Raw genomic sequence first — 12,896 nt, 5'->3', positions numbered from 1 at the left:
GGAACTGGGTCAGTGACATTTGTGGAAAAGGTTTGTGTTCTTGGCGCAGGAAGCACCAAGTATGGAAAATTAGCAGATAGTATTGCTGATATTACTACTCAGGCATCAGTTGCAGCCATAGAGAGTGCCGGAATTTCACCTAAAGATATCAAAGCATCCTATATCTCAAACGTATTTGGAGTTGCAGACAAGCAGGTACACATTGGTCCTGTCTTGATGAGTAGATTAGGAATTCCAGATAAACCATCATTAACAATAGAGTCTGCATGTGGAAGTGGCTCTGTATCATTTAGAGAGGCATATGCCAACGTTGCAGCCGGATTTTATGATTGTCTTTTAGTTACTGGTGTTGAAAAAGTAACTCACACTGGAACTGAATGGACGACAACTTACTTTGCATATTGTTCAGACTTTTTCTATGAAGGTCAAGCTGGTGCATCATTTCCAGGATTGTTTGCATCAATGGCAAGAGCTTACATGACAGAGTTTAACACAACTGAAGAAGACTTTGCAAGAGTTGCAGTAAAGAATCATGATAACGGTGTACTAAATCCAAAAGCTCACATGCAGAAAAAAATTACTATTGATGATGTAATGAACTCTGCAGTAGTTGCAAGTCCACTAAAACTTTATGATTGCTGTCCATTCTCAGATGGAGCAAGTTCTGTAATTTTGTGTTCTGAAAAGTTTGCAAAAGAACATGGTGGTGATTATGTTGAATGTATTGGTTCAGGTCGTGGAGGTTCTCCTGCTGCATTGCAAGGACGTGATCACATGACAACAATTCCAAGTACAAAACTTGCAGCAGCTGATGCATACAAGATGGCAGGTATTACTGCAAAAGATGTAGACTTTGCAGAAGTACATGACTGTTTTACAATTGCAGAAGTTGTTGACACTGAAGACTTGGGATTCTTTGAGAAAGGAAAAGGTGTTGAAGCTGTACGTGAAGGTAGAACATCATTAAATTCTGATATATCTATTAATCCATCAGGTGGTCTTAAATCAAAAGGACATCCAATTGGAGCTACTGGTGTAGGACAAGTTGTTGAAGTGTATGATCAATTAACTGGAAATGCTGGTGCAAGAACTGTTAAAGATGCAAAGATTGGTTTAACTCATAACTTTGGTGCAACTGGTGCAAGTTGTGCTGTTCATGTTTTCCAGAGTGTGTAAAATGTCAGTTGAAGAACAAGTAATTGAACACGCCAAAAACGGCAAACTTCTAACTCACAAATGTACTGACTGTGGATATCTTCATTTGTCTACAGCATATTTCTGTAGAGAATGTGGCAGTAAGGGATTTGAAGACGTACTTTTGGAAGGTGTTGGAAAAATTGCCACATATACCATAATTACCGTGGCTCCTGCAGGCTTTGAGAAATACACCCCATATGCCTTTGTTGTGCTCAAACTTGATAATTCTGATTTGAGAATTTCAGGATTTATGGCAGGAATTGCTACCCCTGCTGATCTACCAGTTGGAACTCCAGCAAAAATCACTGGTTTTGATGAAAGAGGAATTATCATCGAAAAGCAGTAAAAATATTTGCTTGAATTATTAAAAAAAATCAAAATCGATTTTTAATTATTTTGCATACTGATCATCTTCATGTCAGTAGAAGTAACTTGTGGAAAATGTGGTGAAAAGATCACAAACATGAAGATGTTAAAATCACTAAAAGATGTAATGAATCCTTATAGTGGAAAATGTCCGTCATGTGGGCAAAAACTCTCTACATCTGAGTTTTCATTAGATGTTCAAGAAAAATGATCTCTACTATTTGATCTTTTTTTACAATTTTTAAAAATTGGATCAAAAATCTTTCTATGCATTTAGAAAAATGATCAAAACCATTCAAAATTCATACTGTCATAAGTCTTAATTACTGCTTTTTTTTAGGAATAAACATGAAAATGAGTGATGAGGAATTAGAATTAGATCTAGATGCTGACCTAGATGCAGATGTTGATGATGATCTAGATGCTGACTTGGATGATGATGATTCAGATTCACCAAAACGCGGTGGAATTCTACAATCTACATCAAAACGCGTCAGAATGATATTCTCTGTAATGGCAAGTCCTAACAGAATTGATATTTTGAGAATCCTAAATTCAAAAGGCCCTCTAACTTACTCTGAATTAAAATCCCTAGCTGGATTCAAATCAAAAAAAGAGAGTGGAAAATTTGCATACCACTTGAGAAAATTACTTAGACAATCACTTGTTGCACTAAACAAATCTGAAAGACGTTACACAATTACAAATCTTGGAAAATTAGTTTTAAGCTTAGCAAGACAAATTGAAGAAAGATCAATCATTGAAAGTGGAAAGATGTATGTTAGAACATCACACGAATCAATTGAGGAATTTAATTCTCATAAAATTATTCAATCTCTGGTGCGTGAGGGCAGTCTCCCACTTGAATTAGCACAAAAAATTACTGAAGAAGTTGAAAATAGAATTTACAAGTATCAAACTACCTATCTTACAGGCTCACTTATCCGAGAAATGGTAAATTCTGTACTACTTGAGCACGGTCATGAGGAATACCGCAACAAGCTTGCACGCCTAGGCTTGCCTGTATATGATGTTCAAGAGATGATTACTAACTTAGATAATGTAGGCAATGGCGCTGAGGGTCTCTTGTTTAAAACAGGACAAAGAGTTTTTGCTGAACACCTTCTTACAAACATCTTACCAAAAGATGTAGCTGATTCTCATCTCTCAGGTGATCTACACATTGCAAATCCTGGAATATGGTCAATGATACCTGATACAATATTTGTTAATGTTAAAGAATTAATCGAAGATGGAATTGATCTTGGCGGAAAATATCTTGATGTTTCAAGAATTCCTGCATCAAAAAACCTAGATGAAGTTACAAGTGCATTGTCTGTTGTAATTTCTCTTCTTTCAAAAGAAGCTTCACAAGAAATTGTACTTGATGGATTAGTTTCTCTGTTCTCAAAACATTCAAAGTCCCTTCCAGAACTAGAACAAAAATTAACTACAGCATTTGCAACTGCATCTACAACTTCTAAATACAATAAATCAAGTACTAACGTTTCAATTAGACTACAGCTAGGTTCTGATACAAAAATAATTAATTCAATTATTAATGCATACAAAAATTATACAATGCTTACACCAATTCCAAAAATTGGTTTAATCATAGACAATGAAAAAGGAAAGATCACAGATGTTTCAGAAGCTGCAGCAGAAATAATTTCCCTTGGTGGAAAAGTAATGTTTGCTAAAGGACAAACATCAAGTTATGGTGTTACTAATGGATCAGCTAAGAACTCTGGACCACTATCTATTATGCTTCAATCAGTATCAATCAATCTTCCAAGATTAGCATTTGAGTCAAACAAAGATGAAACTTACTTTAGAGCAAGATTGGCATTATTGATGAAACCAGCTTTGTCTTCAATGGCATTAAGAAAGAAAGACATATCCGACTTGACCCGACGTGGCTTGAATCCAATTTTGGCCAAAAATACCCAATATATGCAAAAAAGTAATGTTTCTCTTGTAGTTAATTTGGTAGGCCTCAAAGAGGCAGTCTTTAACATCCTTGGATTCCAGGACAATAAGGAAGGACGCGAAATCCTCCACAAGGTAATTGAGACTGCAGTAGACGTTGGAGCCAAAAAAGGCAAAGAATTAGGCGATCCTGTGGCTATTTGTATGACTGAGACTGTGAGTTCCACCCGATTTGCAGCCCTTGATGGTGAGAAATACGGCAAGAATTCCTCCTTAAACTCTATGGAAGGCGATTCCTACTCTGAAGGAATTACTATTGAAGCCTCTGAGGTTGCTGATTATACTGCTAAGAGTGAACCAATCTCTGAATGTAACAAACTTGCAAAGTTGCTAAACGGAGGCTTGTTTGTTACGCTAAAAATCAGTAAAGATGCAAAGCCTGCAGAAATCAAAAAAGCCATAGAGAAGACAGCAGACCTTACAACCTCCTTCAAACCAGTTCAAGAGATTGCAATCTGTGGTGAGTGTGGTTTCAAAGATGAACCATTTGAAGACAAGTGTCCAAAGTGCAAGTCTCCATATGTTGTCTGAAATTCATAATTGAAAAACTAGTTACGATCATTTTTGAAAACTTTTTGATCTGTTTCAGACCTCGCGATCATCGTCTATTGCGAAAGTTATGCCGTTATGAAGTTCATAGTAGTGTTGTCAATTTTATTGAACCGAACTTTTAGACAAAAACTGACAAATCATTTATACCCGCATTGATCATAACCCTCTACGGGGAGATTATAATGGATAATTCACAAATAGAAAATACTATCAATGAGATCCGCAAGCGCAGTGGCGCAGTAACGGCTTTCAATAAGGATAAAATTTCAAATGCCATATTCAGGGCATTGGCTGCCACCTCTAAAGCCGACCGTGGCCTAGCCGATCAGTTAGCAGATAATGTTGTTAACAAATTAGTGGAACAAGGATTCACCAGTACTAGAACACCTACAGTTGAAGATATTCAGGATATTGTAGAGTCCACTTTAATTGACAGTGGTAATAGCGATATTGCAAAAGCCTACATTGTCTATCGTCATGAGAGAAGAAAACTCAGAGACGAAAAAATGAAGGTCCTAAATCTAAAGGCCCTTGATCCAGTTTCCAAAAAGTTTGACTTGAACTGTCTTAGAGTCTTAGCATCAAGATATCTTTTCAGAAATGGAAAAAATGAGATTATTGAATCTCCAACTCAAATGTTTGAGAGAGTTGCAATCCTCGTCGGAATTGGTGATCTAATGTATGATTCACAAATCTTTGACAAATCTGGAAATACAAAACAAGATGTAGAAGAAGCACAATCTTATCTTGAAAAACTAGATGCCTTTGATTACAAATTCAAAGTTGGAGACTATTTCTTCAACAAATGGCACTTTAGATCACTCATCAACCATTACGTAACACTTGCAAACAAGGGTCAGATGAAAGTAAGCTTCAAAGAACTTTTGACACTGCTTGCAGCAAAGAAACTAGATAGCTATGCAGACAAAATCACAGAATACTTTGATCTGATGGTTGCACAAGACTTTTTGCCAAACTCCCCAACAATGATGAATGCAGGTGGAAGACTAGGTCAGCTTTCTGCATGCTTTGTACTTGGAATGAATGATGGCATGGAAGAAATCATGAAATCAACTTCTGATGCAGCATTAATCTTCAAGTCTGGCGGTGGAGTTGGAATCAACTACTCTGATCTTCGTGAAGAAGGTGACATTGTAGCATCAACATCAGGTGTTGCATCAGGTCCAGTGTCCTTCATGAACATCATTAACACTGTGACTGAGGTCGTTAAACAAGGAGGAAAGAGACGTGGTGCAAACATGGGTATTATTGAAGCATGGCATCCAGATGTTGAAAAATTCATCACAAATAAAACAGAACCTGGTGTTTTAGAAAACTTTAACGTTAGTGTTGGTGTTTGGGAAGACTTTTGGCATGCACTTGTAAACACTAGCGATGGTAACTATGTTTTACGTAGTCCTCGTGACAAAAAACCAGTTAAAGAAATCAATGCACATCAGTTAATTGACTTGATTGCACTATCTGCATGGAAAAGTGCAGAACCTGGTTTGATCTTCTTTGATCAAATTAACAAATACAATGTATTTGCAAAAGCAAGACAAGCACCATTACGTGCAACAAATCCATGTGGTGAACAAAGTCTTTACCCATACGAATCTTGCAATCTAGGTTCTATCAATTTAGTAAATCTCGTAAAGAGACAAGCAGATGGAAACTATGAATTTGATTGGCAAAGATATGAAGAGACAATCAGAAAGACTACTAGATTCCTTGATAACATCATTGATGTTAATACATATCCAGTTCCAGAGATCAATGTAGCATCAAAAGAATCTCGAAGAATTGGATTGGGTGTAATGGGAGTAGCAGATCTCTTGTACAAACTAAGAATCCCATACAACTCTAAAGAGGGATATGAATTACAATCCAAACTATCTGAAGCCCTAACATACTATTCCATGGAAGAAAGTGTAGCCCTTGCAAAGTCTCGTGGTGAATTCCCACTATGTTCCAAGACCGAGTATCCTGAAGGAAAGATTCCAGTTGCAGGCTATTATGAAAAGCCAAAAGAATCTCACTCCTATGAATGGGATGCATTAATTGAAAAAATAAAACAATATGGAATAAGAAACGTCCTAACAACAACAGTAGCCCCAACAGGTACCCTGTCAATGATTGCAGACTGTTCAAACGGAATGGAACCTGCATTTGCATTGGTATTTGAAAAGAGAGTTACTGTAGGAAGATTCTTCTACACAAACAAAATTGTCGAACAAGTCCTAAAAGAAAATAATCTATACACAGATGAAATTCTTGCAAAGATTGCAGACAACTATGGTTCATTGAAAGGAATTGAAGAAATTCCTCAATGGATGCAAGATGTCTTTGTAACTGCAATGGATATTCACTGGGCTGATCACTTGATGGCTCAAGGTGTGTGGCAAGACTGGATTGGTAATGCAATTGCAAAAACAATCAACATGCCATATGATGTAACTGCAGAAGATGTAAAATCTGCATATCTGCTAGCACATGAAATTGGTCTTAAAGGTATCACAGTTTACCGTGATGGCTCTAGACACAAACAAGTCCTTCACATGACAAGTGAAAATGCACAAAAAACATTTGATGTTACACCAAGTGAACACGTAACAGAATACGTTACAAAACATATTACAAATCCATACATCAAATCACAAGTTAATGCAGCACTTGCATTAAAAGTACATGATGAGGAAATCAAAGCTGAACCAATTCAACATGAAGAGGTCTCAGAAGATCGTTTATGTCCAACATGTAAAAACAACCTTGTATTTGTAGAAGGTTGTAGTATCTGCATTGAATGTGGATATAGTGGTTGTACTTCTGGATAAACACCCGAATCACAACTTTTTTACTTTCTTTTCTTTTTGAGTTCGTATGGATAAGAAAATTCTAGGCGTGGCTATAGGCGTGGCCGTAGTCATAGCAATTGCAGCTGGTGTTATTGGTATTCCTAGTTCTGAAGTTATTCCTCAAAAGAATAATGAGAAAATTGGTCTAGTGATAAATTCTCCAAATCAATCTGTAACATTACAAGAACTAGATGAAATCTATGCTACTGCATCTGAATCTGGAATTGGAAGAAGTAATGTCTATCTCTTTTGGAATTTAGTTGAACCAGAACGTGGTGAATACAATTGGCAATATTCTGATGCTTTGATGAGCTTTAATCAAAAAAATAATCTCAAAGTTACACTCTACTTTTCAATAATTAATGGAGAAACGTTAGGACCATTTCCAAATTGGATTGGAAACCCACCACTTCAATCGCTTGGAGAAGACAGAGTAATCAATGTCCTTGATGCAATTTTATCACGATATCATATTATTGATACTGTAATTCTTGCAGGAGAAACAGAATCACAATTCAGATACTATGAACAAAACATTCCTGTTTACAAAGAACTTTTCACCGGAATCTATGATGGAATTAAAGAAAAACATCCTGATGTAAAAATTGGAAATGCATTTGCATTACACCAAGTTTTGAATAAGAACTTGAGATATATTGTAACTGATTTGGACGTTGGGGATTTTGTTGCATTCACTTATTCACCAGTTGATACAGTCGGCGATATGGTAAAAACACCCCAACAAGCAAAAGAAGAACTAGAACAGATTATTGATTTGGCAGGAGATAGAAAGGCTGCAATTTTTGAGATTAGTTGGAGTACATCTGACTTTGTAGGTGGAAGTGAAGAATCTCAGACTGAATTTTTAGAAAAATCATTTGAATTTTATGAAGAAAATGAATCAGAATTAGAGTTTTTCACATGGTATAGGCAAAATGACAAGCCTGAGGGAACTTGTACATTTGAAGCACCAGAGATTGGAGAAGACAAGCTTTCGATAGGAGGATCAGGTTTTGGTAGTAGTGAACATGTAATTGAGAGATTAAATCATTATGTCTGCAATGCAGGATTGTTTGATGAGAATGGTAATCCAAAATCAGGTTGGAATGAATTTAAGAATCAAATCCAAATGACAAACTAAAATGATTTCTATAGTTTTAGCAGAATCTGCATTAGAACTTGTTCCATCTGAATTAAAACATCATCCCTCAGTAATTTCACATGCAAGAAAACTAGGAAAATTTTCATCTGAAATTCTATTAGATAACTCATGGCACTTTGCAGCAATGAAAGGAATCAACAATGAGTTAAAGAGAGGAAGACCTGACCTTGTACACTTTTCAATACTTGAAGCTACAACCATTCCACTTTATTTGAAAAACAAAATTAAACTCTATGTACATACGATTGATGATAAAGTGATCTACTTTGGTCAGAATGTCCATGTACCAAAATCTTATCATAGATTTGCAGGTTTGATTGAAAAATTGTATGATGAAAAAAAGATAACATCAAATGATAACACATTACTTGAAATCAAAAACAAAACATTTTCAGAACTAATTGATGAAATAAACCCGTCAAAAACAATTGGATTTTCTACCAAAGGCACTCAAAATTCATATGAAAAAATTGCAGGAGAGATCAATGATGATTATTGCCTTGTATTTGGTGGATTCCAAAAGGGACATTTTTCAGACTCTATTGAAAAACAATTTACTCAAATGTATTCTGTTGGTGATGAATCCTTTGAAGGTCATACTGTAGTTGCTAGAATGCTCTATGAGTACGAAAAAACCATTTTTATGTAGGCGCCAAAATTTGCATTTTGTTGCAGTCATAGTATAGCCTGGTTAGTATTCGGGGTTTCCAACCCTGTGACGCGGGTTCGAATCCCGCTGACTGCATATTTTTGATTCTAATAAGAAGTAATTTTTAGGTGTGACTTTAGAAATTATTGTGAAACCTGCAGTAAGAAAACTTGCAATGGAAAGAATGCAAATTCTAATAAAAAACGCAATTAGTAATGCAAAAACCGATCCTGAACTTTCTCAACGCCAAGCTCTTCTTGCCAGAAGAATTAGTACTAGACATAAAATTCGAATGCCATATGAGCTTAGGATGGTTTTTTGCAAAAAATGCAAATCATTCATTGCACCTGGAGTGAATTCTAGAATCCGTTTAGGTAGAACATCTGTCAAATCAATTAGGATTTCTTGTTACCTGTGTGGCCATATTTATCGTAAAATAATTACTCAATAGAATTTGAATCTCTACTAATTATTACTCTTATCTTAAATAATTGAGATGATCTTTTAGACTATCATCTTACTATGGATTTTGGATCGTTATACTAAGAGGTGCACCTGTTTTACCTGCAAATATGTTTAAACTTGCTGAAGCACCTGCATCAATAGGAGTTATTTTTCCCTCTGGTATTTGGAAGTAGATAATCATTCTATCACCCGGATTGAGTGCAACTGGAGCTGCAGCTTGTTCAAGACATAGTGTTGGTAGTGTACCTGCATCATCTATGTCAATTTCCAGTGTTGTCCCATCTGGAGATGTACATGATGTTGTAACAGAACCACCAGCATCAACAGTATCTCTCATTAAAGTTCCAGTACCGCCTGTACCTTCATGTACATATGTGCTCTGGAAGTTTGTTACAGATACTCTGGTTTGATCCTTATCAAAATACCAATTTGATAATGGTACTGTCACACCTCTAACTTGAATGGTATCTATTGAAACAATTTTTTCACCATTGTTTCTGACTCCTGCTGCTCCCCACGCATCACCTGTGGAATCTGTAGCATTTACCCACAAATTCTTTCCTGAGACTGATATGTTGTCTTGTTGTGCTGCAGTCTGAAATAAACTGGTTCCATACAAACCAGAGCCAGCACCTAATACGACAGATGCAACCAAAATAATTACAGTTGTAAGTACTGCACTAATTCCCCTTCGTCTTTTAAAAACGCAGTTTCTCATTGCTAGCTACAGTTCTAAAAAAAATTATATCTTATCTAGTATGTAATTTTTTAAAATTACTCCAAACCACACATGAATTTATGATTTCAAAAAAACTTAAATTTCAATTTTTCATCATTTGATAAAATCAGCGATCTGAGATTTTCACGCTGAAATATGTTTGGCAACTAGACATAACATCTCAATGATTTATAAGACGATTCTCGATTTTTTGTCTTCATGGCAAAGGTATACGATGTACCAGCAGATGTATTGATAGGAAAACTAGCTGATATTCTAAAAAATGAAGATATTCCAGCTCCTTCTTGGATTCCATTTGTAAAAACTGGGGCTCATGCTGACAAACCACCACAAAACCGCGATTGGTGGCATACTAGATGCGCTTCAATTATGAGAAAAATTTACCTTAATGGCCCAATTGGAATTAACGAATTAAGAAAAGATTATGGTGGTGGTAAACCCTATGGTTATGGCGCAGCTCATCACAAAGATGCCGGCGGTGCAATTATTAGAAATGCCATTCATGGATTAGAAAAATTAGGTTATTTAGAAAAAGTTGAGAAAAAAGGACGTGTAATTTCTAAACAAGGTATGCAAAAACTTGACAGATTAGCAACAGAAATTCTAAAAGAAATGATTGTTGAAAATCCTAAATTGAAAGTTTACAGTTAGATTCAAAATGAGTTTTCCTGAATCAGACGATTTACCTCAAGATCATACAAATCATGAACAAGCTGCACAAAAAGAACAGATTCTAAAACAGATTCTAGTTCCTGAAGCAAGAATGAGATTAAACAATATCAAAATGGTAAAACCAGAATTAGCCGATCTTGTTGAACAATATCTGATCGGAATGGCAACTCAAGGAAAAATTCCTGGTCAAATCACAGACGATCAATTAAAGCAAATTTTACTTTCTACACAACAACCAAAACGTGATTTTAAGTTCAATCGTGTCTGATCACAGATAAAATATAATTATGGGTAAGCAGCCGATTATTTCATGAAAGCCGTTGTATACAATGAATATGCACCAGATGATAATTACGCTAAGATCCTTAAAGTCCAGGATATAGACGAACCAAAACCAAAACCAGATGAGGTAATTTTTACCAATAAAGCATCTGCCCTAAATTATAATGATATTTGGGGAATGAGAGGAGTTCCAGTAGCAGTTCCTCTTCCACATGTTTCAGGTTCTGATGTAGCTGGAGATGTTATCGCAGTAGGCGAAGATGTACAAAATTTCAAAGTAGGCGACAGAGTTGTCTCTCACTCAAACTTGGCATGCAGAGTTTGTAAAGCATGTACTGATGGAAGAGAATTCGACTGTACCCGAAGACAAGTTTGGGGTTTCCAAACTGGACCACTATGGGGCGCATACTCTGAACAAATTCATTTACCAGAAGTCAATGTTTCAAAAATTCCTGATAGTGTTTCATATGAAGATGCAGCAGCAGCTTCAATGACTCTTCTAACTTCATGGCACATGTTAGTTGGTAGAGCTAACATTACTCCAGGACAGACAGTACTCGTAATGGGTGGTGGTTCTGGTGTTGGAAGCTTTGCAATTCAAATTGCAAAATTATACAACTGTGATGTAATTGCAACTGCAAGTCCAGACAAATTAGATAAATGTCTAGAACTTGGAGCAGATCATGCAGTAGACCACAGAAAAGACGATTGGCAAAAAGAAGTCTTTAAAATTTCAAAAGAAATTTCAAAATCAAAGGGTGAAGCACCTGGAATTGATATTGCATTTGATCACATTGGTCAAACCCACTTCAACAAGCAACTAACCTTACTCAAGTATGGTGCAACTCTTGTTTCATGTGGTGCTACAACAGGTTACGACGCACAAATAGATCTTAGACACATCTTCTTCAAAGGAATCAATGTCTTAGGTTCAACACAAGGAACAAAAGCTGAACTAGATCAAGGTCTTTACTGGATGGGTCAAGGAAAACTAAAATCCATTGTTGACTCTGTCTACACATTTGAGCAAGCCGCAGAGGCTCACACAAAAATGTTAGAGGGTAAATTCTTTGGCAAAATCTTAATGAAGCCTGAAGGCGCTTAGTCATTTAATGACTCAGCTCTTCAGAAGTCTCATTTTTGTTCCTGGAAATAATCCTAGATTTTTGGAAAAAGCAAAAAAGCTTCAGGCTGACATTGTATGCTTTGATTTAGAGGATTCTGTACCAGACAATGAAAAAACAAATGCCAGAAAGCTAATCAAGGCTGCTCTCAAATCTCGAAAATCATATGAATCTTCAATCTTTGTTCGTACCAATTCTCCTTTATCTGGTAAAATTCCTGCTGATCTTAAAGAAATTGTTCAAAAGGGTATTGATGGAATTGTTATTCCCAAAGTAAACAATGCCAAAGAACTAAAAAAAATCGAAAAAATAATCTCAGGTCTTGAGAAAACACGAAAACTAAAACCAATACAACTGATTCCTTCAATTGAATCTGCAGAGGGTGTTGTTAACACCTATCAAATTGCCTCTAGCAGCAAAAGAGTGGTTGCAGTAGTTTTTGGTGTATTTGATCTTCTAAATGATATTGGTGTAGAATATACTAAAGATTCTGAAGGTGCAAAATATTCTCGAAGAAAGATTCCTATTGATGCACATGCTGCAGGTGTAGCTGCAATAGATGCTATCTGGCAAGATCTCAAAGATTCAAAGGGATTAGAAAAAGATTGCAAAGTTGGAAAAAGTTTAGGTTATTCAGGAAAAAGCATTATTCATCCAGATCATATTTCTGTAACTCACAAATTATTTCATCCAAACAAAAGTGAAATTGAATGGGCAGAAAAAGTTTGCAAAACTTACCTTGAATCAACAACGAAAGGAAAAGGTGCTACTACTATTGAAGGAAAGATGATTGATGAAGTTCATTTCAAACAAGCAAAAGCACTACTTGAACTTGTAAAATAGT

13 protein-coding genes and 1 tRNA gene are annotated in these 12,896 nt (G+C 36.0%); 13 read left to right on the top strand and 1 reads right to left on the bottom strand.

Annotated elements, in window-relative coordinates; genetic code table 11:
- The first annotated feature begins 12 nt into the window (after window positions 1–12).
- The 9 genes from ACX12B_RS01530 (at window position 13) to ACX12B_RS01490 (ending at window position 9,221) form a co-directional block, all read left to right on the top strand.
- The gene (locus ACX12B_RS01530) at window positions 13–1,176 is read left to right on the top strand and encodes a thiolase domain-containing protein (RefSeq protein ID WP_459352300.1); all 1,164 of its coding nucleotides are present in this window, start codon (window positions 13–15) and stop codon (window positions 1,174–1,176) included.
- A gap of 1 nt (window position 1,177) precedes the next feature.
- Window positions 1,178–1,543 (top strand): Zn-ribbon domain-containing OB-fold protein, encoded by a 366-nt coding sequence (locus ACX12B_RS01525; protein WP_459352299.1) that lies wholly within the window; start codon window positions 1,178–1,180, stop codon window positions 1,541–1,543.
- 69 nt (window positions 1,544–1,612) lie between these two features.
- A complete protein-coding gene (locus tag ACX12B_RS01520; RefSeq protein WP_182126295.1) occupies window positions 1,613–1,774 on the top strand; it encodes a hypothetical protein in 162 nt (53 codons plus the stop codon).
- Window positions 1,775–1,911: 137 nt separating this feature from the next.
- Window positions 1,912–4,083 carry an anaerobic ribonucleoside-triphosphate reductase gene (gene nrdD / locus ACX12B_RS01515; RefSeq protein ID WP_459352298.1) on the top strand — a complete coding sequence of 724 codons (2,172 nt, stop codon included), beginning with the start codon at window positions 1,912–1,914 and terminating at the stop codon, window positions 4,081–4,083.
- 203 nt (window positions 4,084–4,286) lie between these two features.
- On the top strand, window positions 4,287–6,938 hold the full coding sequence (locus ACX12B_RS01510; RefSeq protein ID WP_459352297.1) for an adenosylcobalamin-dependent ribonucleoside-diphosphate reductase: 2,652 nt from the start codon (window positions 4,287–4,289) through the stop codon (window positions 6,936–6,938).
- 46 nt (window positions 6,939–6,984) lie between these two features.
- Entirely contained in the window at window positions 6,985–8,100 is a 1,116-nt protein-coding gene (locus ACX12B_RS01505; RefSeq protein WP_459352296.1) for a hypothetical protein, read from the top strand.
- A 1-nt stretch (window position 8,101) separates the two neighbouring features.
- A complete protein-coding gene (locus ACX12B_RS01500; protein ID WP_459352295.1) occupies window positions 8,102–8,770 on the top strand; it encodes a ribosome biogenesis protein in 669 nt (222 codons plus the stop codon).
- A gap of 22 nt (window positions 8,771–8,792) precedes the next feature.
- Window positions 8,793–8,866: transfer RNA gene (locus ACX12B_RS01495), tRNA-Gly, on the top strand.
- A gap of 88 nt (window positions 8,867–8,954) precedes the next feature.
- Window positions 8,955–9,221: a ribonuclease P protein component 4 gene (locus tag ACX12B_RS01490; protein WP_459352493.1), complete on the top strand. Its 267-nt coding sequence runs from the start codon at window positions 8,955–8,957 to the stop codon at window positions 9,219–9,221.
- A gap of 69 nt (window positions 9,222–9,290) precedes the next feature.
- Here the strand turns inward: ACX12B_RS01490 and ACX12B_RS01485 are convergent, their stop codons facing one another.
- A complete protein-coding gene (locus ACX12B_RS01485) occupies window positions 9,291–9,953 on the bottom strand; it encodes a hypothetical protein (protein ID WP_459352294.1) in 663 nt (220 codons plus the stop codon).
- Between the two features lie 219 nt (window positions 9,954–10,172).
- Here ACX12B_RS01485 and ACX12B_RS01480 point away from each other — a divergent pair, with 219 nt between their 5' ends.
- Genes ACX12B_RS01480 through ACX12B_RS01465 form a run of 4 tightly spaced genes read left to right on the top strand, consistent with a single transcriptional unit; the run spans window position 10,173 to window position 12,895 of the window.
- On the top strand, window positions 10,173–10,625 hold the full coding sequence (locus ACX12B_RS01480) for a 30S ribosomal protein S19e (RefSeq protein WP_459352293.1): 453 nt from the start codon (window positions 10,173–10,175) through the stop codon (window positions 10,623–10,625).
- A gap of 7 nt (window positions 10,626–10,632) precedes the next feature.
- Entirely contained in the window at window positions 10,633–10,914 is a 282-nt protein-coding gene (locus tag ACX12B_RS01475) for a DNA-binding protein (RefSeq protein ID WP_459352292.1), read from the top strand.
- Window positions 10,915–10,956: 42 nt separating this feature from the next.
- Window positions 10,957–12,033, top strand: a complete 1,077-nt coding sequence (locus tag ACX12B_RS01470) for a zinc-binding dehydrogenase (RefSeq protein WP_459352291.1) — start codon at window positions 10,957–10,959, stop codon at window positions 12,031–12,033.
- A 7-nt stretch (window positions 12,034–12,040) separates the two neighbouring features.
- Window positions 12,041–12,895, top strand: a complete 855-nt coding sequence (locus ACX12B_RS01465) for an HpcH/HpaI aldolase/citrate lyase family protein (protein ID WP_459352290.1) — start codon at window positions 12,041–12,043, stop codon at window positions 12,893–12,895.
- Window position 12,896: the final 1 nt, after the last annotated feature.

The sequence above is a fragment of the Nitrosopumilus sp. S6 genome, assembly GCF_054515815.1.
This window is presented reverse-complemented; position numbering and strand designations above follow the sequence as displayed.